Origin of the sequence: Nocardioides sp., assembly GCF_025965415.1 — a bacterium.
Lineage (GTDB): Bacteria > Actinomycetota > Actinomycetes > Propionibacteriales > Nocardioidaceae > Nocardioides.
The window spans coordinates 1-22396 of record NZ_JAOPWY010000183.1; the positions used below are offsets into that span (position 1 = coordinate 1).

At 72.5% G+C, this 22396-nt stretch carries 25 protein-coding genes; 6 read left to right on the forward strand and 19 right to left on the reverse strand.

All coding sequences use genetic code 11. The features are described from left to right. The 9 genes from JWN97_RS18775 to JWN97_RS18815 all read right to left on the reverse strand — a co-directional run. Positions 1 to 422 (reverse strand): inositol monophosphatase family protein (locus tag JWN97_RS18775; RefSeq protein WP_297626395.1); only part of this gene is annotated, 422 nt, incomplete at its 3' end. 14 nt (positions 423 to 436) lie between these two features. Further along, positions 437 to 1774, reverse strand: a complete 1338-nt coding sequence (locus tag JWN97_RS18780; RefSeq protein WP_297626398.1) for a dipeptidase — start codon at positions 1772 to 1774, stop codon at positions 437 to 439. A gap of 112 nt (positions 1775 to 1886) precedes the next feature. Next, positions 1887 to 2696, reverse strand: coding sequence for a GNAT family N-acetyltransferase (locus JWN97_RS18785; protein WP_297626401.1), 810 nt, complete (start codon positions 2694 to 2696; stop codon positions 1887 to 1889). Positions 2697 to 2706: 10 nt separating this feature from the next. After that, positions 2707 to 3609 (reverse strand): 2-hydroxyacid dehydrogenase, encoded by a 903-nt coding sequence (locus tag JWN97_RS18790; RefSeq protein WP_297626404.1) that lies wholly within the window; start codon positions 3607 to 3609, stop codon positions 2707 to 2709. Next, the gene (locus JWN97_RS18795; protein WP_297626407.1) at positions 3606 to 3935 is read right to left on the reverse strand and encodes a sterol carrier family protein; all 330 of its coding nucleotides are present in this window, start codon (positions 3933 to 3935) and stop codon (positions 3606 to 3608) included. The genes JWN97_RS18790 and JWN97_RS18795 overlap by 4 nt, the downstream gene beginning before the upstream one ends. 13 nt (positions 3936 to 3948) lie before the next feature. Continuing rightward, positions 3949 to 4788, reverse strand: a complete 840-nt coding sequence (locus tag JWN97_RS18800; RefSeq protein WP_297626409.1) for an alpha/beta hydrolase — start codon at positions 4786 to 4788, stop codon at positions 3949 to 3951. 162 nt (positions 4789 to 4950) lie between these two features. Next, a complete protein-coding gene (purL, locus tag JWN97_RS18805; RefSeq protein WP_297626558.1) occupies positions 4951 to 7200 on the reverse strand; it encodes a phosphoribosylformylglycinamidine synthase subunit PurL in 2250 nt (749 codons plus the stop codon). A 212-nt stretch (positions 7201 to 7412) separates the two neighbouring features. After that, positions 7413 to 8546: a hypothetical protein gene (locus JWN97_RS18810; protein ID WP_297626411.1), complete on the reverse strand. Its 1134-nt coding sequence runs from the start codon at positions 8544 to 8546 to the stop codon at positions 7413 to 7415. A 2-nt stretch (positions 8547 to 8548) separates the two neighbouring features. After that, positions 8549 to 8902: a hypothetical protein gene (locus JWN97_RS18815; RefSeq protein WP_297626414.1), complete on the reverse strand. Its 354-nt coding sequence runs from the start codon at positions 8900 to 8902 to the stop codon at positions 8549 to 8551. A gap of 174 nt (positions 8903 to 9076) precedes the next feature. Here JWN97_RS18815 and JWN97_RS18820 point away from each other — a divergent pair, with 174 nt between their 5' ends. From JWN97_RS18820 to JWN97_RS18830, 3 genes are all read left to right on the forward strand, one after another. After that, positions 9077 to 10171, forward strand: a complete 1095-nt coding sequence (locus tag JWN97_RS18820; protein WP_297626417.1) for a hypothetical protein — start codon at positions 9077 to 9079, stop codon at positions 10169 to 10171. After that, positions 10168 to 10569, forward strand: a complete 402-nt coding sequence (locus JWN97_RS18825; protein ID WP_297626420.1) for a hypothetical protein — start codon at positions 10168 to 10170, stop codon at positions 10567 to 10569. The genes JWN97_RS18820 and JWN97_RS18825 overlap by 4 nt, the downstream gene beginning before the upstream one ends. A gap of 91 nt (positions 10570 to 10660) precedes the next feature. Then, on the forward strand, positions 10661 to 12043 hold the full coding sequence (locus JWN97_RS18830; protein WP_297626423.1) for a glycoside hydrolase domain-containing protein: 1383 nt from the start codon (positions 10661 to 10663) through the stop codon (positions 12041 to 12043). Between the two features lie 3 nt (positions 12044 to 12046). On the opposite strand, the gene JWN97_RS18835 is transcribed toward JWN97_RS18830, so the two are convergent. From JWN97_RS18835 to purS, 3 genes are read right to left on the reverse strand one after another with little or no spacing between them, the layout of a single operon-like run. After that, positions 12047 to 12490: a DUF3817 domain-containing protein gene (locus JWN97_RS18835; RefSeq protein ID WP_297626426.1), complete on the reverse strand. Its 444-nt coding sequence runs from the start codon at positions 12488 to 12490 to the stop codon at positions 12047 to 12049. Between the two features lie 10 nt (positions 12491 to 12500). Continuing rightward, a complete protein-coding gene (purQ, locus tag JWN97_RS18840; protein WP_297626429.1) occupies positions 12501 to 13169 on the reverse strand; it encodes a phosphoribosylformylglycinamidine synthase subunit PurQ in 669 nt (222 codons plus the stop codon). Continuing rightward, entirely contained in the window at positions 13166 to 13450 is a 285-nt protein-coding gene (gene purS / locus JWN97_RS18845; protein ID WP_297626432.1) for a phosphoribosylformylglycinamidine synthase subunit PurS, read from the reverse strand. The genes purQ and purS overlap by 4 nt, the downstream gene beginning before the upstream one ends. Before the next feature lie 138 nt (positions 13451 to 13588). On the opposite strand from purS, the gene JWN97_RS18850 reads away from it, so the two are divergent. Next, on the forward strand, positions 13589 to 14416 hold the full coding sequence (locus JWN97_RS18850; RefSeq protein ID WP_297626435.1) for a DUF72 domain-containing protein: 828 nt from the start codon (positions 13589 to 13591) through the stop codon (positions 14414 to 14416). 9 nt (positions 14417 to 14425) lie between these two features. Here JWN97_RS18850 and JWN97_RS18855 read toward each other — a convergent pair whose 3' ends face one another. From JWN97_RS18855 to JWN97_RS18875, 5 genes are all read right to left on the reverse strand, one after another. Then, positions 14426 to 14614 (reverse strand): hypothetical protein, encoded by a 189-nt coding sequence (locus tag JWN97_RS18855; RefSeq protein WP_297626438.1) that lies wholly within the window; start codon positions 14612 to 14614, stop codon positions 14426 to 14428. Further along, positions 14614 to 16179 carry a long-chain fatty acid--CoA ligase gene (locus tag JWN97_RS18860; protein ID WP_297626441.1) on the reverse strand — a complete coding sequence of 522 codons (1566 nt, stop codon included), beginning with the start codon at positions 16177 to 16179 and terminating at the stop codon, positions 14614 to 14616. Before JWN97_RS18860 ends, JWN97_RS18855 begins: the two co-directional genes overlap by 1 nt. 54 nt (positions 16180 to 16233) lie before the next feature. After that, entirely contained in the window at positions 16234 to 16776 is a 543-nt protein-coding gene (locus JWN97_RS18865; protein WP_297626561.1) for an SRPBCC family protein, read from the reverse strand. Then, positions 16665 to 17558, reverse strand: a complete 894-nt coding sequence (locus JWN97_RS18870; protein ID WP_297626444.1) for a phosphoribosylaminoimidazolesuccinocarboxamide synthase — start codon at positions 17556 to 17558, stop codon at positions 16665 to 16667. Before JWN97_RS18870 ends, JWN97_RS18865 begins: the two co-directional genes overlap by 112 nt. Positions 17559 to 17674: 116 nt before the next feature. Further along, positions 17675 to 18226, reverse strand: a complete 552-nt coding sequence (locus JWN97_RS18875) for an antibiotic biosynthesis monooxygenase (RefSeq protein WP_297626447.1) — start codon at positions 18224 to 18226, stop codon at positions 17675 to 17677. A 196-nt stretch (positions 18227 to 18422) separates the two neighbouring features. Between JWN97_RS18875 and JWN97_RS18880 the strand changes: the two genes are divergently transcribed. Next, positions 18423 to 19409 carry a sulfotransferase gene (locus JWN97_RS18880; protein ID WP_297626449.1) on the forward strand — a complete coding sequence of 329 codons (987 nt, stop codon included), beginning with the start codon at positions 18423 to 18425 and terminating at the stop codon, positions 19407 to 19409. Positions 19410 to 19415: 6 nt separating this feature from the next. Here JWN97_RS18880 and JWN97_RS18885 read toward each other — a convergent pair whose 3' ends face one another. After that, complete coding sequence (locus tag JWN97_RS18885; RefSeq protein WP_297626453.1) at positions 19416 to 20294, reverse strand: hypothetical protein; 879 nt, start codon at positions 20292 to 20294, stop codon at positions 19416 to 19418. Positions 20295 to 20348: 54 nt separating this feature from the next. Further along, the gene (locus tag JWN97_RS18890) at positions 20349 to 20618 is read right to left on the reverse strand and encodes an acylphosphatase (protein WP_297626456.1); all 270 of its coding nucleotides are present in this window, start codon (positions 20616 to 20618) and stop codon (positions 20349 to 20351) included. Positions 20619 to 20826: 208 nt separating this feature from the next. Between JWN97_RS18890 and JWN97_RS18895 the strand changes: the two genes are divergently transcribed. Then, positions 20827 to 22275, forward strand: a complete 1449-nt coding sequence (locus JWN97_RS18895) for an MFS transporter (RefSeq protein ID WP_297626459.1) — start codon at positions 20827 to 20829, stop codon at positions 22273 to 22275. Positions 22276 to 22396 lie beyond the last annotated feature (121 nt).

Below are 22396 nucleotides of genomic sequence, written 5' to 3' on the forward strand. Positions count from 1 at the left end.
CGTACGCCGCCACCACGCTCGGCCACCCAGGCCTGCCCGTGCTCTGGCTGCCAGATCCACCCGCGGACGGTGACCCCGTCGAGCACCTCCGCGATCATCACGGCGTGGTCCTTCGACCCGTTCACGAAGTTCTTCGTGCCGTCGACCGGGTCGACGGTGAAGCCGTGGCCGGCCGCACGGAATTTCCCCATGAGAGAAGGGGATTCGGCGTAGTGCTCCTCGCCCAGGATGACCGCCTCGGGGTAGGCGTCCTGCAGGGCGCGGGTGAGCAGGGCCTCCGCCTCGCGGTCGGCGACGGTGACCAGGTCACCGGGCTTCTTCTCGTGGATCTGGCTCTGCGAGAGCGACCGGAACCTCGGGGTGATCACCTCGGCGGCGACGGACTGCATCAGCTCCATCACGGCATCGGTGGTGAGGGGCACGGCTCGGCGTCCGCTCAGCCTGCGAGGTGGTGCAGCAGGAGGGTCTCGGCCAGGCAGACGCGTTCGAACTCGGCGAGGTGGAGACCCTCGTTGGCTCCGTGGGCGCGGGTGTCCGGGTCCTCGACGCCGGTGACCAGGACGCTCGCCTCGGGGAAGGTCTCGAGGAACTCGGCGATGAACGGGATCGAGCCACCGACGCCCATGTCGACCGGAGCGGTGCCGTCCCAGGCCTCGGCGAACGCGGCGCGCGCGGCGTCGTACGCCGGACCGCTGGCGTCGATCTGCGTCGCCTCGCCGGTGTCGACGACCGTGGTGCTCAGGGTTGCGCCCCAGGGGACGTGCTTCTCCAGGTGGGCCTGCAGGCGCGCCACCGCGTTGGCGGTGGTGTCGCCGGGGGCGATGCGGAGGCTGATGCGGCAACGGGCGGCCGGGACGAGGGTGTTGGACGCGCCCTCGACCTTGGGGGCGTCGAAGCCGGTGATCGACAGCGCCGGCTGGGTCCAGAGCCGCTCGACGACGCTGCCCGTGCCGATCCACTCGATGCCCTCGGCCGCGCCGGACTCCGCGCGCAGGCGGGCCTCGGGGTACTCGACGGCGGCGGCGGGACCGGAGAAGAGGCCCTCGATCGCGACGCTGCCGTCGTCGTGGTGGAGGCTCGCGACGAGGCGGCTCAGCGTCATGATCGAGTCGGGCACCAAGCCGCCCCACATGCCGCTGTGCACGGCGTGGGTCAGGGTGCGGACCTCGACGTCCATCCGGACCAGGCCGCGCAGGCTCGTGGTCAGAGCGGGCACGCCGATGTCCCAGTTGCCGGAGTCGGCGATGACGATGACATCGGCCTCGAGGCGGTCCTTGTGGGCGGCGAGCAGCTCGACGAGGGTGTCGGAGCCGACCTCCTCCTCGCCCTCGATGAACATCACCAGGTTGACCGGCAAGTCGTCGCCGAGGATCCGGACGGCGCCGAGGTGGGCGGCGATGCCGGCCTTGTCGTCGGCCGCGCCGCGGCCGTAGAGGCGGTCACCGCGCTCGGTGGGCTCCCACGGCGGCGAGTCCCAGTCGGCGTGGTCGTTCTCCGGCTGGACGTCGTGGTGGGCGTAGAGCAGGACGGTCGGCGCGCCCGCGGGGCCCGCCTTCCTGGCGATCACCGCCGGCGGGGCGCCGTCGTGGGCCCGGACGATCTCGACCTCGAAGCCCTCCGCGGCGAAGAGGTCGCGCGCGGCCTCGGCGCTGCGCTCGACCTCGCCCGCACGAGCCGGGTCGGCCGACACCGACTGGATGCGGACCAGGTCCTCCAGGTCGCGGCGGATGCCGGGCATGACCTCGGCGAGACGAGCGGGGATGTCGACAGTCATGGCACGACCCTAGCCGGGAGCGACGGAGTCGCTCACGGCGTGGGTCGGGAGGTCGAGCACGCCCGCGCCCGAGCCCGCGGAGGCGCGACAGGCGCGTCGGAACCCGACCAGATCAGGCCTCGTCCATCGAGGCCCACTCACCGCTCCGCTTCTCCATCATCAGCTGGCGCTCGGAGTCGGCGAAGCCGAGGCGGCGGTAGATCCCGATGGCCTCGCCGTCGGTGTCGGCGACGATCACGAGGGTGCGTACGCCGAGCCGGTCGAGCGCGTGCTGCCCGGCCGCGTGGACGACCGCCGAGGCCAGTCCCTTGCGGCGGTGCCCGGGGTGGGTCTCGACGCTCTGGTAGCGGGCGATGCCGTCCTCGGTGACGAAGATCCCGGCCGTCGAGACCAGCGCGCCGTCGACGAAGGCGCCGAAGCGCTGGCCGCTACCGCCCTCGACGAGCCGTCGCTCCTGGGCGTTCTTCTGGCGCGCGAAGGTCATGAACGCCTCCTCGGAGGTCTGCGGGTAGAGCTGCTGGCTCAGCCGGGCCCGCGCCTCCCAGTCCTCGTCACCGGCGAGCACCCGGACCTCGGCGTCGACCTCACGGGGCGGCTGGAGCGTCGAGGCGGTCAGCACGGTCGCGTCGTCGACCGTCAGGCCGGCCGCCTCGAAGGCCGCGCGGGCCTCGTCGGTGAGACCCGCCGCGTCGATGCCGATGCTGACGTGGTCGGCCTGCGGGAACTCGGTGTGGAACGCGCCGACCACCTCGCGCTCACCGCCGGGGACCGGCGGTCGCGCGAGGAGCAGGAAGTTGCCCCAGAAGTACGACGGGTTGTCGGGCGAGCGCACCACCAGGTGCGTGCCGCGGTCCTCGACGATGCTGCCGGAGGCGGTCAGGAGAGCCAGGTCGGTGCGGAAGCCGAGGGAAGTGACGTGCATGGTGCGAAACCTAGTCGCTGACGACGTTGGCCAGCGGAACGCCGGCGACCGCTCGCTCGAGCTGGTCGCGGACGAGCGCCGAGATGCGGGGCAGCATCGCCGTCGTACCTCCCGCGATGTGCGGGGTGATGAGCACGTCGGGGGCGTCCCACAGCGGGTGACCGTCGGGGAGCGGCTCCGGGTCGGTGACGTCCAGGGCGAAGCGCAGGCGACCGGCGTGGCGCAGCACCGCGTCGGTGTCGACGACGGGGCCACGGGCGACGTTGACCACCAGCGCGCCGTCGGGCAGCAGGGACAGAGCTGCGTCGTCGAGGAGTCCGCGCGTCGCGTCGCTGAACGGGACCAGCGCGACCACGACGTCCTGCTCGGGCAGCAGCGACGCGAGGTCGTCGATGCCGCGCACCCGACCGACCAGGTCGTCGTCCCGCTCGCGGGAGGCGACCGCGGTGACGCCGGCCTTCATGGGGAGCAACCGCTCGGCGAGGGCGCGGCCGATCGAGCCGTAGCCGAGGACCAGGACCCGGGAGTCCGCCAGCGAGCGGCGACCGGGCAGCGACCGCCAGCGCCCGTGCTGGCGCACCGACTCCGGGATGCCGCGCAGGCTGGCCAGGACCAGGCCGACGGCGTGCTCGGCGGTGGCGTCGTCGTGGACCCCGGTCGCGTTGCAGAGCGTCACGCCCGCGGGCAGCCGCTCGGCCACGCCGTCGTACCCCGCGCTCTGCAGCTGGACGACCTGGAGTCCCCGGAGGTGGTGGCCCTGGTCGATGACGTCGGCGCGGGTGGCGTAGCGCGGCACCCAGAACTCGACGTCACCGTCGGGGACCGGTCCGTCGCCGTTCCACACGACGACCTCGACACCGGCGACCGGCCCCACGGCCTCCGCCAGCTCGGCGGTCGCGAGCGCGGCCCTCACGGGGTCACCAGCGGGAGGTAGGCGGAGAGGTCGGTGCGCTCACCGCTCGCGCGCACCGAGCCGTCGTGCACGGCCTCGTGCCAGGTCGTACGACCGGTGGCGAGGGCGAGCCACGTGTCGGCGTCGGTCTCGATGACCGCCGGCGGGGTGCCGCGCGTGTGCCGGACCCCGGGCACCACCTGGACGGCCGCGTAGGGCGGCACGCGGACCTCGACCGAGCGTCCGGGGGCGCGCTCCTCGAGGACGGCGAGGTAGTGCTTGACGAGCGCCTTCGTGTCGGCGCCGTCGAGCTGGTCGGCGGTCAGGATCCTCAGGCGGGCGGGCACGGTCCGAGACTAGTCAGGCGATGCGGTCGAGGATCTCGACGGTCGCCGCCCACGCCTCGCTGCCCGGGTCGATCACGACGGGGTGGTCGCCGGGGACCCGGACGACCTCGGCCTGCGCGCCGGCCGCCTGCGCGTCGACGACGTAGCCCTCGGACTGCCCCAGGGGGACGATCGCGTCGTCGATGCCGTGGACGCACCAGACGGGCACCTCGAGGGGGATCTGCTGCTGCGGGTCCCACTGGGCGTCGTCGGGGCCGGGCGTGTGGCCGAGCAGCGCCGCGGCCGCGCCGCCGCCGAGACCCATCCGCTCGGACATGACCAGGTCGAGCACCCCGGCCTGCGAGACCGCATGGGTGACCGCGACGCGCGGGTCCTTGCGGCCGGCCGCCCAGACCGCGAGGTGCCCGCCGGCGGAGTGGCCGAGCGTCACGACGGTGGACGTGTCGAGGCCCTCGACGTCGGCCAGGGCGTCGATCGCGGCGGCCACGTCGTCGAAGGTCTGCGGCGTGCCGCCACCGTTGCCGACCCGGCGGTACTCGATGTTCCACGCCGTCCACCCCTCGGCCACGAGCGCACGCGCGAGCGGCTGGCCGAGGGTGAGGTCGTAGGCCGACTTCCAGAAGCCACCGTGGATGACGACCACCACACCGCGCGAGCGTCCCTCGGGGCGGTGGAGCTCGGCGAGCTGCGAGGGGTCGTCGCCGTAGGCGACGACCTCGGCGCCCTCGCGTCCGTCGGTAGCGGGCCCCGAGGTCGGGTCGGTGGTCACGGCGGACTCCTCGGAGCAGGCGCTGAGCAGGGCGGACGGGACGAGCCCGAGTGCGGGCAGGACGAGCAGCGTACGACGGCGCATGCCGGGGGTTCGGAGCCGAGCGGCGGATCGCTCGGTCGCCTGCCCCGGCCTCACTCGAACGCGGACGCCGTCGTCGTGGCGGCGCTCGGCCTGGTCGTGGGCATGCGCTCGATGCGCCACGCCGACCGAGCCCACTCCCGCCGGTCGAGGAGCGGCGGTGGCTCAGGAGCCGAGGACCGCCGGGAGCGTCGCCTGCCAGACCGACTTCGCCTCGGCCACGGGCAGCTCGAAGGCACCCTCGACCGCGATGGTGTCGCCGCCCGTGCGGCCGAGCGGCGTGATCGGTACGCCGTGGCGCTCGGCCAGGGCGACCAGGGCGTCGGCCCGGTCGTCGGTCACCGTGACGAGCGCGCGGGCGGTCGACTCGGCGAAGAGGGCCACGAACGCGTCGCCGCCGGCGACCGAGGCCAGCGAGACCGAGACACCGATGCCGCGACCGAAGGTCGACTCCGCCAGAGCCTGCGCCAGCCCGCCGTCGGACAGGTCGTGGGCGCTGGTCACGACGCCGTCGCGCGATGCGTCCTGCAGCAGTGAGGCCAGGGCCTGCTCGGCGGCGAGGTCGAGCACCGGCGGCAGCCCGCCGAGGTGGCCGTGCGCGACGTGCGCCCACTCCGACCCGGAGAGCTCCTCCCGGGTCTCGCCCAGGAGGAAGACCCGCTCGCCCTGCGCGCCGAAGCCGGTCGGCGTACGCCGCGTGACGTCCTCGATGACCCCGAGGACCGCGACCACAGGGGTCGGCAGGATCGCCGTGGTGCCAGTCTGGTTGTAGAGGCTGACGTTGCCGCCCGTGACCGGGATGCCCAGCTCGAGGCAGGCGTCCTTGAGGCCGCGGCAGGCCTCGGCGAACTGCCACATCACGTCGGGGTCCTCGGGCGAGCCGAAGTTGAGGCAGTCGGAGACGGCCAGCGGGCGCGCCCCGCCGGTTGCGACGTTGCGGAAGGACTCGGCGAGCGCGAGCTGGGCCCCGGCGTAGGGGTCGAGCCTGGCGAAGCGGCCGTTGCAGTCGGTGGAGACCGAGACACCCAGGTTGGTGTCGGCGTCGACGCGCACCATCCCGGAGTCGGCCGGCTGCGCGAGGACGGTGTTGCCCTGGACGTAGCGGTCGTACTGGTCGGTGATCCACGACTTGTCGCAGAGGTTCGGGCTCGCGACGAGGCGCAGCAGCGTCTCGCGCAGCTCGGCACCGGAGGAGGGACGAGGCAGCGCCTCGGCCCGGTCGGCCTGGAGCGCGTCCTGCCAGCCGGGGCGAGCGAAGGGCCGGTGGTAGGTCGGGCCGTCGTGGGCCACCGACCGCGGAGGTACGTCGACCACGCCCTCGCCGTGCCAGTCGATGTGGAGGCGCCCGCTGTCGGTCACCTCGCCGACCACCACCGCCTCGACGTCCCACTTCTCGCAGATCGCCATGAAGGCGTCGACGTCGCCGGGCTCGACGACCGCCATCATCCGCTCCTGCGACTCGCTCATGAGGATCTCCTCGGGCGCGAGCGTGGAGTCGCGCAGCGGCACCCGGTCGAGCTCGACGTGCATGCCGCCGTCGCCCGCCGAGGCGAGCTCGGAGGTCGCGCACGAGAGCCCGGCGCCGCCGAGGTCCTGGATGCCGGCGATCACGCCGGCGGCGAAGAGCTCGAGGGTGCACTCGATGAGGAGCTTCTCCATGAACGGGTCGCCGACCTGCACGCTGGGGCGCTTGGCCGGACCGCCCTCGTCGAAGGTCTCGCTCGCGAGGACCGAGACGCCGCCGATGCCGTCGCCGCCGGTGCGCGCGCCGTAGAGGACGACCTGGTTGCCGGTGCCGGTCGCGTTGGAGAGGTGGAGGTCCTCGTGGCGGAGCTCGCCGACACAGAGCGCGTTGACCAGCGGGTTGCCGGCGTACGTCTCGTCGAAGACCGCTTCGCCGCCGATGTTGGGCAGGCCGAGGCAGTTGCCGTAGCCGCCGACGCCGGCGACGATCCCGGGCAGCACGCGCGCGGTGTCGGGTGCGTCGAGCGGGCCGAAGCGCAGCGGGTCCATCACCGCGACCGGTCGCGCGCCCATCGCGAGGATGTCGCGGACGATGCCGCCGATCCCGGTGGCCGCACCCTGGTAGGGCTCGACGAACGACGGGTGGTTGTGGCTCTCGACCTTGAAGGTCACGGCGTAGCCCTGGCCGATGTCGAGGACGCCGGCGTTCTCGCCGATGCCCGCCAGCATCTTGCCGACCGGCGTCTCCTGGGGGATCTCGCCGAACTGCTTGAGGTGGACCTTGGTCGACTTGTAGGAGCAGTGCTCGCTCCACATGACGGAGTACATCGCCAGCTCGGAGCTGGTCGGGCGCCGGCCGAGGATCTCGCGGATCCGGGCGTACTCGTCGGCCTTCAGGCCCAGCTCGGCCCACGGCTGGTCACGCTCGGCGTCGGCCGAGGCCAGCGCCACCGTGTCGAGGGTGCCGGTCGCGCCGGAGGTCGTGAGGCCGGCGTTCGTGCGGGAAGGGGACTGCGGAGCGCTCGTGTCGGGCACGGCGTCAATCTACCGGCGATCGATGCGAGGTCGACTCTCGGTCCACCCAGGTCTCGGCACGCTCCGTCCCGGCGGCACGGTCCCGGGGCAGCTCGTGCCCGGGCTGCAGGCGCGACCCGTTCGACCGGTCAGGGCAGACCCACGCGCTCCTCGCCCTCGGCGCCGGCCCCACGGCCGGCGTCGAGGTCGGCGTCGTCCTCCGACGGCTCGAGGTCGTCGGCGCGATCCCGTCCGTCCTGCTCGGACTCGCGCTCGGCCCTGCGGGCGGCGCGCTCGGCACGCTTCTCGGCCAGGGCGGCCCGCTTCGCGTCCTTCTCAGCCTGCTTGGCGGCCTCCTTCTCACGCGCGAGCCGGGCCGCCTCGTCGTCGGTGGCACCCTTGAGCGTTGGCGTGGCCAGCCGGGTGGGCCCCGAGCGACCGCTGGCCATGCCGCGCGACATGGTCCCCGCCCGCGCGCCCATGGCGCCGGCGCCCATGCCCCCGACGGGCGGCACGCCGGTGGTCGTACGACCAGCGCCGCGACGCGCCGCGATGCCGTTGGCTGCCGCGGCGGCGAGGGGCGCCAGCCCTGGCGTGGAGAGGCCGGTCAGGCCGTGCAGGTCGGGCATCGACACCGAGAGGGGGGCGATCGGCGGGAGCGCGGACACCCCGGACTGGGCCGAGCCGAGCACCGACGTGGAGGCCGGCAGCACGGTGCCGACGCCCGACGCCTCCTGGCCCGGCGCCATCCACGAGGGGAAGGCGCCGCCCTTCAGGGTCGTGAGCTCGGTGCGGACGTTGACGAGCTCGGCGCGCGCGGACCGGAGCCGGGTGCTCTCCTGGTCGAGCGACAGCGCCAGCCGGCGCCGGATCTCGTCGGCCTCCTCCTGCCCCCGGGTGACCGTGCCGCGGTCCTCCTCCTCGGTGGGGCGGAACACGAGGTAGCGGGACTCGCCCACGACGTCGTGCGGGATCATCGCGACGGTGGTCCAGGCCTGGTCGAGCTCCTTCTGCGAGGCGGTGATGATCGAGCCGATGGCCCGCAGGGAGCCGGCGATCTCGCCGGCCAGCGAGGTGAACCGGTCGAGGTGGACCAGCACCTGTCGCCGGTGGCGCTCATAGCTCTCGGCAGCCGCCGCGTCCCACCCGTCGGTGGCTCGGCGGGCAGCATCGACGATCTCGTCTCCACGACGCGCCATCAGCACGGCGATCTCGGTCCAGCGCAGCGCGGCAGCCTCCAGCGGACGCACGTCTGCGCGCAGCTCCCACGGGTTGGCCGGCACGGTCAGCGACCTCCGCGGCCCGGCATGCGACCGAAGCCGCCGTCGCCCAGCTGGTGGGTGGTCCGGTCGAGCTCGGAGGCCGCCGTGTCGTCGGCGCGCACGGCATCGTGCGCGGCGTCGACGAGGCCCGCGACGCCGAGTCCCAGGGCCTCCGCGAGGCCGGCCACGACCTCGCCCGCGTCGGCCAGCGAGTCGGCGTACGAGGACTGGACGTTCATCGTGCCCTTGGCGTCACCCAGGCCCTGGCAGGCGCCGGACAGGTCGTCGAGCGCGACCGCCCAGTCCTGCACCATCGAGTCCAGGATCGTCTCGGACGACGCGGCGAGCTCGACCAGCCTGGTCGGCTCGACCTGCATCAGGGAACGTCTTCCGTCTCCGCTCACCCCAGCGGGATACCCGCGATCCGCGGACCCAAACACCGCGCTCCGCAGCCTGTGGGCACACACGTCGAGGGCGGAGGTTTCGCCCCCGGCACATCGGGGAACGTCAGACCACACCCCACCGCCCGCAGGAATGCCCCAGGAGCTGCGATGAACGCCGTGATGACCGTCGACCTCTCCGAGCTCGATGCCTGGTCCACCCAGGTCCAGCGCGCCAGCGACGACCTGACCGGCATCGCCCGCAACGGCGGCACCCATCTCGTCCAGACCGACTTCGGCCCGATCCTCGAGACCATGATGGGCGCCTACAACGCCCTCCTCCCCTCGGTGCACCAGTCGCTCGAGGACAACGGCACGGGGATGCGCGACCACGCCGAGGCGCTGCGCGCCACCGCCCGCGACTTCACGCTCACCGAGGACGGCGTCGTACGCCGCCACCAGGCCACCGGCGTCGACGGCCGCGACGGGTCGAGCGCCTTCTGGGACGTCGCCGACACCACCATCCGCCGTGCAGGACCGACCGAGACCAGCCTCCCGCAGATCAGCTTCGGCTTCCCCTACGACACCGTGTGCGACCTGGTCCGCATGCTCACCGGCTTCGACATCCGCGCGGAGCTGGCCGAGAAGATCGGCGGCGACGTGGTCGGCGCCTCCTCGCAGGGCTCGTCCTTCGGCAGTTTGGGCACGTCGATGAAGGGCGTCGCGGCCAACCTCCAGAGCGGCGGCCAGACCATCTCGAAGACCTGGTCCGGTGGCGCCTCCGACGCCGCGATCAAGCAGATCGGCACGTGGGTCGGCTCGCTCGACACCCAGGCCGGTCAGCTCGTCCAGATGGGCCAGAACGTCGTCCAGATCTGCCGCGACGCCTGGCAGACCGCGCTCTCGGTCGTGCAGTGCGTCAAGTCTGCCGTGCAGACCGTGTCCTCGGCGCTGGCCACGATGAGCATCCCCGGTGTCGGCTGGGCGCGCATCGTGCAGGCCGTCTTCCAAGCCTTCCAGGCGGTGATGAAGGCCTACAAGGCGATCACGAAGCTGATCAACATCCTCAAGCAGGTGAAGTCCTTCATCGAGACCGTGAAGAACTTCTTCGACGGGGACAAGGCGCCGGTGTCGACGCCGACCGCCCCCACCTCGACCGGCACCCCCAGCAGCGTCACCCGCGACCCGAGCACCATCGCCACCCCGACGGTGGGGCAGCGCCCGGCCCCGGTCGCGCCGCTCGCACCCGCTCCCGCCACGGCATGAGCGACGAGCCGCGCAGCCAGGCCGAGATCCTGGCGGCGATCGCCGGGGCCCGCGAGGAGCTCGACGCCAGCCTGGCCGACCTCAAGGCGACCGTCGACCAGCTCAATGCCCGTCCCCTCCTCACCGAGGAGGAGAAGACGGCGCTCGAGGAGCAGGCGGAGTCGGGCGAGCTGGGTGAGGACATGCAGGAGCTCGTGGGCAGGATCAAGGGTGGCGAGGACACCTGGGAGCGGGTCTTCTCGGGCGAGTCGCCCCACGGGTCGCTCCTCCAGGGCCACCTGACGCGGATGTTCGAGGAGCACAAGGAGGACATCGCGCTGGCCTTCGAGGAGCTGATCGAGGAGGAAGAGGCCAAGGGCAACTTCATCCTCGACGAGGTGCCGACCAGCGACTCCTGAACTACACCTCTGTAGTTCACGCGAACCCCTGTTACGGGTGTGACTGGTGTGGTTCTCTGGCGTCTCGTCCCGCCCGCGTCACCCCTTCCCCATGCCGGAGTCACCCATGCGTCGCGCCTCGACCACCACCGCCCGTACGCTCCTCGCCGCGCTCACCCTCATGCTCGCGGCGTCGACCGTGACCTCGGCCCCGGCGAGCGCGGACGACAGTCGTACGACGCCGCGGCTCGCCTCGCAGCGCCAGATCGCCCTGGCGACACCGGGCGACTTCACCGGCCATGGCTTCGACCAGTGCCTCGCACCGACCCAGTCGGCGATGGACGCGTGGTGGAAGAAGTCGCCCTTCTCCGCCGTCGGGATCTACATCTCCGGCGACTCGCGCGCGTGCCGCTCGCAGCCCAACCTGAGCTCCACCTGGGTCGCCACCCAGGTCGCTCGCGGCTGGCGGCTGCTGCCGATCGCGCTCGGTCCGCAGGCGTCGTGCCAGCCGCGCTTCCCGCGCTACAAGGACGACTTCACGATCTCCCCGTCACCCGCCGGCGGCTACGCCAAGGCGGCCGCGCAGGGCGCCGTTGAGGCCGACAAGAACGCCGCGGACGCGATGGCGTACGGCATCGGGCCGGGCAGCACCCTCTGGTACGACCTCGAGGGCTTCGACCTCACCAACACGGCGTGCCGCGAGTCGGCGCTGGTGTTCGTCTCCAGCTGGGTGACCCGCATCAAGGCGCTGGGCTACGTCGCGGGCTTCTACTCCAGCGTCAGCTCGGGCATCAAGATGCTCGACGACGCGCGCGTCCAGCGGCCCGGCCAGTTCGCGCTGCCCGACCGCATCTGGATCGCCCGGTGGGACGGCGCGGCCAACACCTCGTCGTCGTACATCCCCGAGGACGGCTGGCGCCCCGGTGGCCGGATGAAGCAGTACCGCGGTGGCCACAACGAGACCTGGGGCGGCGTGACGATCAACATCGACAGCAACTACCTCGACCTCGGCGCCGGCTCGGTCGCCGTGCCCGAGGGCCGCTGCCCCGGCACGCGGCTCGGCTACTGGAAGTACCCCGCGCTCTCCCCTGCCTCCGCGCAGCCCACGCGCGTCAAGGTGCTGCAGTGCCTGCTGACCGAGCAGGGCACCTACACCGGTGCGATCACCGGCGCCTACGACGCCGCCACGATCGCGGCCGCCCGCGCCTGGCAGGCCTCCCGCAGGTTCACCGCCACCGACACCTTCGAGAGGCGGCACTGGAGGGCCCTGCTCTCCGCCGGAGCCCGTACGACGATCAAGCGGGGCTCCGTCGACGAGTCGGTGCACCGCCTGCAGCGGGCGCTCAACGCGGCCGGTGCCGGGAGGTTCCGGGCGAGCGGCGTGTTCGACGCCAAGACCGAGACCGCCCTGCGTGCCTACCAGTCGCGCCAGCGCATCGTCGTCTCCGGCGTCGCCACGCCCCAGACCTGGAACAAGCTGCAGCAGGGCAAGTAGCCCTCAGGCGGGCGGACCGACGACCAGCGCCACGCCGGTCAGGCCGGCAACGGCCACCAGGCCGACGAGGAGCCCCTGGACGGGCCGGCGGAGCAGCCACGAGACGAGCGACTCGACCGCGCCGCGCGGCGCCTCGGACCGCAGGCGCCAGCGGTCGCCGAGCAGCCCCGAGCGCTCGGCGTACCTCTCGAACGGGACCGTGGCGAAGGGCGGGACGGCCGCCACCAGACCCAGGACGAGGCGGCTGGGCCGCCACCCACGGTCGACCCACAGCAGGACCGTCGTCAGGCAGTAGGCGATGAAGACGACGCCGTGCACCATCCCGAAGACCTGCACGCCGAGCTCGGTCGTCTCGGTGACGTACTTGAGGAACATGCCGGTCAGCAGCAGCGCCCAGGTGATCGCCTCGGCCACCGCGACGGTGCGGTAGAGGGTGCGCGGGCTCATGCGGAGGCGCTCACGCGAAGGCCTGCTCGACGAGCGAGGTGAAGAAGCCCAGCCCGTCGGTGCCCGGCCCGGTGAGGTCCTCGACGGCGTGCTCGGGGTGCGGCATCAGGCCGACGACGTTGCCGCGCTCGTTGGAGATGCCGGCGATGTCGCGCAGCGAGCCGTTGGGGTTGTCGCCGAGGTAGCGCGCGACCACGAGGCCCTCGCCCTCGAGGCGGTCGAGCGTGGGCTCGTCGGCGACGAAGCCGCCCTCGCCGTTCTTGAGCACGATCGTGACCTCCGCGCCGGCGGCGTACGCCGAGGTCCACGGGGTGTCGACGCGCTCGATGCGCAGGCGCTGGTCGCGGCAGACGAACTTGCGGTGGTCGTTGCGGATGAGCGCGCCGGGCAGCAGGTGGGACTCGCAGAGGATCTGGAAGCCGTTGCAGATGCCGAGGACCGGCATGCCCGCGCGGGCCGCCTCGATCACCGACGTCATGACCGGGGCGAAGCGCGAGATCGCGCCGCAGCGGAGGTAGTCGCCGTAGGAGAAGCCGCCCGGCAGCACCACCGCGTCGACGCCGCGGAGGTCGTCGTCGCCGTGCCACAGCGCGACCGCCTCGTGTCCGCCGATGCCGACCGCGCGGCGCGCGTCGACGTCGTCGAGCGAGCCGGGGAAGGTGACGACTCCGACCTTCATGCCGGTCGCACCTGGCCGGCGATCTCCGCGACGGAGTGCTCCTCGACGTGGACCTCGTAGTCCTCGATGACCGGGTTGGAGAGCAGCCCCTCGGCCAGCTTCGCGATCTCCTCGAGCACCTCACCGGTGATCTCGCCCTCGACCTCGAGCTCGAACCGCTTGCCCTGTCGGACGTCGCTCACCCCGGTGAAGCCCAGGCGGGGAAGCGCACCGAGCACCGCCTTGCCCTGGGGGTCGAGGATCTCTGGCTTGGGCATGACGTCGACGACGACTCGGGCCACGGAGTGCTCCTGAGGACAGCTGGGGTGGACAGTGCTGATCCTAGTGAGGATCAGGCACGGACGCCGAGCCGGGCACGCATGTGTGGACCGTTGGCGGGTACGCGTGAGGGGCAGCAGCCGGCTGCCGGAGGAGGCTCCATGATGCGCGTCGGCATCTCCGGATGGCGCTACGCCGGGTGGCGGGGCGTGTTCTACCCCGTGGGGCTGCCGCAGCGACGCGAGCTCGAGCACGCGGCCTCGCGCCTGACGTCCCTCGAGGTGAACGGGTCGTTCTACTCGCTGCAGCGGCCGTCGAGCTGGCGGTCCTGGGGCGAGGCCGTGCCCGAGGACTTCGTCCTGGCGGTGAAGGGGCCCCGCTTCATCACGCACATGAAGAAGCTGGTGGACGTGGAGGCGCCGCTGGCGACCTTCCTGGCCTCCGGGGTGCTGTCTCTCGGCCCTCGCCTCGGTCCGATGCTGTGGCAGCTGCCGCCCCAGCTCGGCTTCCACCCGGACCGGTTGGCGGCGTTCTTCGACCTGCTGCCGCGCCGCACCGCCGACGCCGCGGCCCTCGCCGCTGCGCACCACGAAGCCGGAAAGCTCAAGGAGCCGCCCGTCACCAGCACTCCGGCGGACCGGCCGCTGCGCCACGTGCTGGAGGTGCGGCACTCCTCGTTCCGCACGACCGAGTTCTGCGACCTCCTCCGCGCACACGACATCGGCATGGTCGTCGCCGACTCGGCCGGCACGTGGCCCATGTTCGACGAGGTCACGAGCGACCTCGTCTACGTCCGGCTGCACGGCGACACCGAGCTCTACACCAGTGGCTACGGGCCGGCGGCGCTCGACCGGTGGGCCGAGAAGGTGCGCGCGTGGGACGCCGCCGGGCTGGACGTGCTCGTCTACTTCGACAACGACGCCAAGGTGCATGTGCCGTTCGACGCCCTGGCCCTGCAGGAGCGGCTCGGGATCACGCCGCCGGGCTGACGGAGTGCGTCAGGCCTTGCGACGGCGTACGGCGACCAGGATCAGGGCCACGCCCAGCCCGGCCAGGATCGGACCGAGGACCGCCCAGAGGGTCTGGTCGGTCATGGGGCTGCCCTCGATGTAGCCCAGACCCTGGAAGGTCCACACCGCACCCATCAGCAGCATGATCGCCCCGAGCGCGACACCCAGCGGCCGCATCAGCTCAGCTCCCGCTTCAGGATCTTGCCGGTCGCGGTCATCGGGAGCGCGTCGACGAACTGGACGATGCGGGGGTACTTGTAGCCCGCCATCTGATCCTTGCCCCAGGCCACCAGCTCGTCCTCGGTCACCGTGGCGCCGTCCTTGCGGATGACGACCGCCTTGATCTCCTCGCCGTGGCTGTCGTGGGGCACGCCGATGACGGCGGCCAGGGAGACGTCGGGGTGCGTCAGCAGCACCTCCTCGATCTCGCGCGGATAGACGTTGTAGCCGCCGCGGATGACCATGTCCTTGGACCGGTCGACGATGTAGTACCAGCCGTCGGCGTCCTTGCGGCCCAGGTCGCCGGAGCGGAACCAGCCGTCGACGATGGCCTCGTGGGTGGCGTCGGGGCGGCCGTAGTAGCCCTTCATGATGTTGGGGCCCTTGATGGCGATCTCGCCGACCACGTCCACGGCGTCCTCCACGTCCTCGCGGACGCCGGGCTCGGGGTTGATCAGCTTCATCTCGACGCCGGGGATCGGCTTGCCGATCGAGCCGACGCGCGCGGGCTCGCCCCACACCGAGAAGCTCGAGACCGGCGACGTCTCGGAGAGGCCGTAGCCCTCGAGGATCGTCACGCCGAAGCGGCGCTCGAACTCCTTGTGCACCTCCACCGGCAGCGCCGAGCCGCCCGCAGCGGCGACCCGGAGCGTGTCGGCGAGCTTCTTGACGTCGACGCCGGAGTCGTCGAGGGCGCCGAGGAGGCCCCAGTACATCGTGGGTACGCCGGCGAAGAATGTGACGTCCTCGCGGTCCATCAGGGCCAGCGCCGGGCCGGCCTCGAAGCGCGGCAGCAGCACGACGGTGCCGCCGAAGGCGAAGCCGGCGTTCATGATGACCGTCTGGCCGAACGAGTGGAACAGCGGCAGCACGCACAGCAGGGTGTCGGGGTTGTCGGCGTCGGCGCCGAAGAGCGCGTCGCTCGAGAGCGCGTTGGAGATCATGTTGCGGTGCATGAGCTCGGCGCCCTTGGGCTGGCCGGTGGTGCCGGAGGTGTAGAGGATGACGGCGGTGTCGTCGGACCCGACGTCGCGCGTCTCGAAGACCGGCGACTGACCCTTCAGCGCCTGCCCGAGGGTCTGCGTGCCCTCGATCGGGGACTCCGCGGCCGGGTCGGCGGTGATCACGAAGAAGTGCTCGCAGGCGTCGGCCTGCTCGAAGCCGGCGTGGCCCTCGGCGCCGATCGGCAGCTCGGGCGTCCCCTGGAAGCAGAAGTAGGCCTTCGCGTCGGAGTCGTCGAGGTGGTAGGCCACCTCACGGCCCTTGAGCAGCACGTTGAGCGGGACGACCGTCGCGCCCGCCTTGAGGATGCCGTAGTAGACGTTCGGGAAGTAGGGCAGGTTGGGGCAGCTCAGCGCCACCTTGTCCCCCGGCTCGATGCCGCGCGAGACCAGCAGGTTGGCCACCTGGTTGGCCGCGGCGTTGACCTGGGCGTAGGTCAGGCGGGAGTCGCCCAGCACGACCGCCGTACGGTCGGGGTGGGCCTCGGCGGAGCCTTCGAGCAGCGAGGAGAGGTTCGGCATGGCGCAAACCTACTCAGCGGTCGTGAGCCACGTCACCCGCCGTCTCGCGCGCCGTCACATCCGCGAGCCGAGGATGCGGCTCGCCTTGCGCAGGTCGGCGGCGATGGCCTGCGACGCGAGCAGTCCGGCGGCATGGGCGGGCAGCGCCCACCCGCCGCGGCCGGTCACCTCGCCGTCGGCGCGCACGCGGCACCTACCGGCGACGTCGGTGAAGTGGAGGGTGAGGGTGGCGCTGACGCCACGCCAGCGGCCCACCTCGGTCCAGACCCGGAACGGGGCCAGCTCGGTCGTCTCCATGTGCGGCCGTACGCCGACGGTGGTCGTCTCGCGCCAGGCCTGCCCCAGGTGCGGCTCCTCGTCGGCCGGCACGCTGACGGATCGGAGCGAGGACTGCCACTCCGGCCGGTTGCGCGGGTCGCAGAGGTAGCGGAAGGCCACCTGGGCCGGGACCGGCATCTCGACGGTCGCGGCGATCCGCCGGGGCCTCAGAACGTCTCCCCGGTGAGCAGCTCGAAGGCCTCGACGTAGCGCGCGCGGGTGCGCTCGACGACGGCCTGGGGCAGGGCGGGCGGTGCGTCGCCCGACGTCCGGTCCCAGCCGGACTCCCCGGTGAGCCAGTCGCGCACGATCTGCTTGTCGTACGACGCCTGGGCGCGGCCCGGCTGCCACTGGTCCGCCGGCCAGAAGCGGCTGGAGTCGGGGGTGAGGACCTCGTCGGCGAGGATCGTGCTGCCATCGGGTCGGCGGCCGAACTCCAGCTTGGTGTCGGCCAGGATGATGCCGCGCTCCTTGGCCAGCGCGTGGGCCTTGCCGTAGACCTCCATGGTCAGCATCCGCAGCTCGGCGGCCGCGTCGTCGCCGACGGCCTCGCAGACGGCCTCGTAGTCGACGTTCTCGTCGTGGTCGCCGAGCTCGGCCTTCGTCGCGGGCGTGAAGATCGGCTCGGGCAGGCGGCTGCCATCCTGGAGGCCGGCCGGCAGCGCGATGCCGCAGACCTCACCGGTGCGGCGGTAGTCGAGGAGGCCGGAGCCGGTGAGGTAGCCGCGCGCCACGCACTCGACCGGGAACATGTCCAGGCGCTCACAGATCACGGCGCGACCGGCCACGGAGGCCGGCACGTCGGTGGACACCACGTGGTTGCCGACGAGCCCTTCGAGCTGGTCGAACCACCACAGGGACATCCGGGTGAGGATCTCGCCCTTGTCGGGGATGGTCGTGTCGAGGACGAAGTCGTAGGCCGAGATGCGGTCGCTGGCGACCATCAGCAGCCGACCCTCGTGCTCACCCCCGTCGATCCGGTAGAGGTCGCGGACCTTGCCGGAGTGGAGGTGGGTGGTGCCCTCGATCGCTGGGGCTGCGGGGATGTTCGGCTCGGCCACGGGTCGAGCCTAGTGCGGACGGGCGCCCCCGGGGCGAGCACGGTTGGTGATCGTTCCCTGGAACCACCACGCGACCAGGCCACACGCCAGAGTCGGCTCCCCCGTGGGCGCAGACCCTAGCGGTGGAGCCACCACGACATCCGCCGCGTGATCCACGGCAGGACGGCGTACGTCATGAGCGGGGTCATGACGACGATCGTGGCGCACACCCGGAGCGGGAGCGGCCAGCCCGCCAGCGGCGTGTGGAGCACGGCGTAGTTGACGGCGAGGCTCAGCGGGAAGAAGCCCATGAAGATGATGACCATCTGCTTCCAGCGCGGCGGCGGGGTCGGCGCGGCGCTGAGCGACTCGATCGAGGTGGGCTCGTCGAACCAGCCCTCGATGCCCGTACGACGTTCGCGGCGCTTCTCCTCGACGCTGCCCTGGGCGGCCTCGAGCCACCACTCGCGCTGCGGGGAGGCCTCCCACGCGGCGAGGGCGTCGGCGTCGGCGAAGCGGTAGAGCATGTGCCAGTCGGTGGAGTCCTCACTGGGTCGCACCCACCCCGAGCCGAGGAAGCCGTCGAACTTCTCGGCCAGCGACGTCCCGGCCTGCACCCAGGCGAGCATCTCGCTGGAGCGCGACGGGTCGACGTGGCGCGTGACGGACACTGTGACGGGGGCGCTCATGCGGGGTCCCCGCGGCGTTGTCCGGAGGAGCGCAGCGGAGGAGAAGAACGCCGTGGGGTGCTCATGCGGTCCAGTGTCGGGCGCGGGCCTGCGGCGCGGGTAGCCGACGACGACGAGATCCCGGACACGCTGGCGTCACAATGTTCAGTGACTTAGTCTACAAACTCACCCTTGTCCAGCCCCCCCGGGAGCGACCATGACCCGAGCACCGCGCCCCGACTTCCTCGTGATCGGCGCACCCAAGGCCGGCACCACCGCGCTGCACGCCGCACTCGCCCAGCATCCGGACGTCTTCGTCTCCGACCCGAAGGAGCCGAAGTACTGGCTGTGCGACGGCGCTCCCCCGCCCGCGTGGTGCGGGCCCGGCGACAAGCACTCGCAGCAGGAGTGGATCTGGCGCGCCGACCGCTACTTCCCGCTCTTCGAGCCGGCGCGCGACCACCAGGTCCGTGGTGAGAGCACGCCGTTCTACCTGTGGAGCCGCGGTGCTCACCGCCGGATCGCCGAGGACCTGCCGGACGTCAGGCTGGTTGCCGTGGTCCGTGACCCGATCGACCGCGCCTACAGCAACTGGATGCACCTGTGGTCCGACGGGCTGGAGCCCGAGCCGGACTTCGTCACCGCCTTCGACCGCGAGGCCGAGCGGGTGCGCGCGGGGTGGGCGCCGTTCTGGCGCTACCGCGAGCTGGGTCGCTACGGCGAGCAGCTCGAGCACCTGCACCGCTACGTCGACCCCACCCGTGTCCTGGTCGTGCGCTACCGCGACCTCGTCGACGAGCCCGGCGAGACCGTCGACCGGGTCAGCCGGTTCCTCGGCATCCGCGAGGGACTCGTCGACTCCATCCCGCGGGACAACTCCCGCAGCTTCGTCCCCCCGGGCTGGCGCCCGCGCGTCTTCGGGCCGCTCGTGCGCAGTGGCGCGCGGCTCGGGCAGTTCGCACCGCCGGAGGTCTGGCGGCGCATCCACCCGCTCACGATGGGCCTGCTCAGCGACCACGGCGAGGCCGCGCGGCCACGGCTCGACGCCACCCGACGCCAGCGACTCGTGGACACGTACGCCGACGACATCGGGCTGCTGAGCGAGCTCACCGGGCAGGACTTCGAGGACTGGCTGTCCCCCGAGAGCCGGGGCTCCTACGCGGAGCGCTCCGCGACGGTGACGAGCATCAGCGCTCGTCGCTGAGGGACGTCAGCGCACGCAGGTGACGAGGTCGTGCGCCCCGTCGGGGCGCGCGGCCTCGACGTAGTAGCGCACGCGGCCGTCGGGCAGCGGGACGACGGCGGCGTAGCGGAAGGCACCGTCGGCGTGCGGGGAGGAGATCGGCGGCTGGTCGGTGCGGGTCAGCACCGTGCCGTCCCAGTGCGCAACCCCGGTCGTCTCGAACCAGTTGGACTCCGCGTCGGGGCGGCCGTCGTACAGCACCGTCCCGTCGGGCAGCACGGCGCTGACGCGCGCGCCGCGGGCGTCCCACTCGCCGGGGCGGCCGGCGAGCACCTCGCCGTGGTCCTCCCAGTCGAGCCCGTCGACGCTGGTCAGGCGGCGGGTCGTCATCCGGTCCTCGTGGCCGGGCTCGTCGAGGGGGTGGCAGCACAGCCACATCTCGTAGCCGTCGTCGCCCACCGTGATCACCGGGTCCTTGACACCGGTGTGGCGGTCGCCCTCGTGCACGCGGCGGCGCACGCCGTCCGCCAGGCCCTCGACCGTGTCGGCCGTCAGGCTGTCGACCCACCAGTGCTTGGAGCCCGGTGTGGCGCAGGAGAGGTAGAGCCGCCAACCGCCCTCGTGGAGGGGCACCAGCACCGGTCGCTCGAACGACTCGGCACCGAAGGCCTCCCGCGACACCTCGGTCACCGTCTCGAAGGTGACGCCGTCGCTGGAGCGCGCCACGACGACGGAGACGCCGCGGCCGTCGGTCAGCGGGCGGCGTACGCGCCAGGTGAGCCAGACGACGTCGTCGACCAGGACCGCGCTCGCCGCGCCCGCCCAGTTGCCGGCGCCGCGGCCGGGGGCAGGGACCACGACCTCGACGTCGTCGTAGGTAGGCGGAGCTGCAGTGGTGGTGGTCATGCCTCCCACAATAGTCGACCAGATCGGTCCAGTTTGGGAACCGCCCACGCCTCGTCAGCCGGTGATGTCGAAGGAGGTCGCACCGGAGGTCGCCGCGTCGCGCACCGCGACGTCGCGCACCCGGGCGAGCCCGGGGCCCTGGTGGCACCACGCGACCAGGGCGTCCACGGCCTCGTCGTCGCCCTCGGCGTGCAGCAGCACCGACCCGTCGGGCTCGTTGCGCACCCACCCGACGACGCCGAGCCGGCGCGCCTGCTCCTGGGCGTACCACCGGAACGAGACGCCCTGCACCCGTCCGCTCACCCGCGCCTGCACCGCCTTCATGCCCCCATCATCCGCTGTCGGGGGGGCGCGCGCCGGCCACAGTCGCCAACCGACGAGTTGGTCGACCAACTCGTGAGTTGGCGGGTTGGGGGCCGGGCACGGGCCCGTCGACCCCACCCAACCCACCAACCGACGAGCTGGCACCCCTCCCCCTCACCCCTGGACGCGGTGCGCACACACGTGGAGGCGGGTGCAAGGCTGGCGGGCGATGACCCAGGACGAGCAGGCGGAGCGCACCACCGCCGACGAGACGACGTACGTCCCCGACCCCCAGCGCTGGCGGGTGCTGGCGGTGTCGCTGGTCGTCGGCTTCATGTCGCTGCTCGACGTCACGATCGTCAACGTCGCCGTCCCCTCGATCCGCGCCGGTCTCGACACCAGCGCCGCGACGATCCAGTGGGTGGTCTCGGGGTACGCCCTCGCCTTCGGTGTGACGCTGGTCGCCGGTGGGCGCCTCGGGGACGCCCACGGCCGCCGCCGGATGATGACCATCGGCCTCGTCGGCTTCACCGTCTCGAGCGCCGCCGTCGGACTCGCGCCCAACGCGGCGGCGATCGTCCTCGCGCGGCTGGCGCAGGGAGCGAGCGCCGGGCTGCTGACACCACAGAGCTCCGGCCTCATCCAGCAGCTCTTCCGGGGAGAGGAGCGCGGGAGGGCCTTCGGGATGTTCGGCTTCACCGTCGCGATCGCCTCGGCCACGGGGCCGCTGATCGGTGGAGCGCTGATCGGGCTGCTCGGCGAGGAGAACGGCTGGCGCTCGCTCTTCCTGGTCAACGTGCCGATCGGCCTCGTCGCGCTGGTGCTGATCCTGCGACTGGTGCCCGACAACCCCGTCGGGACCGGGGACGACGTCGAGCGCGACCCACGCGTCGACCTGCGCGGCGCGATGCTGCTCGGCCTCGCCGTGCTGGCGGTGCTCTATCCGCTGATCAGCCTCGAGGGAGGCGTCGGCCTGCCCCTCCTGCTGCTCCTCGCCTTCCCGCCGATGGCGTGGGCGTTCGTGCGGTGGGAGGTCCGGACCGTCCGCCTCGGTCGACCCCCGCTGCTCGACGTCTCGCTGCTGCGAGGGCTGCCCGGGTACGCCAACGGCCTGCTGGTCGGCACCCTCTACTTCACCGGCTTCACCGGCATCTTCCTGGTGCTCTCGGTGCACTTACAGGAGGGCGAGGGGTTCTCGCCCCTGCGGTCCGCCCTGCTGCTGACGCCGTTCGCGGTCGGTGCCGCGCTGACCTCGCCGCTGGCGGGGCGCCTGGTCGGGCGGATCGGGCGCCGGATCACCCTGCTCGCCCTGACGGTGATGATCACCGGAACCGCGCTCGCCGCGTGGCTGGTCACGTCGCCCTCGGACTCGCTGTGGTGGACGCTCGCGCCGGCGATGTTCCTCGCCGGGATCGGCGGCGGTGGCGTGATCTCGCCCAACTTCACCCTCACCCTCGCCGAGGTGCCGCCGCGGATGGGCGGTGCCGCCGGCGGGGCGCTGCAGACCGGCCAGCGGATCGGCTCCGCGCTGGGCGCCGCCTTGCTGATGACCGTCTACCAGTCCGTCGGGACGGTCGCGTCCGCACCCGTGGCGGCGCGCTCGGCCCTCCTGGCCGCGCTCGCCGTGCTCCTCGTCGCGCTCGCTGCCGCCGTACGGTCCTGGCGCCTGGGCGACTGACGGAGGGGCGGGCGCCGGGCGCCCACTCACCCGACCCGCCAACTCACCAGTTGGCTGGCCAACTCGTCAGTTGGCGACGAGGGGGACCGACACGCCGGCCGCCACCCACCCAACCCACCAA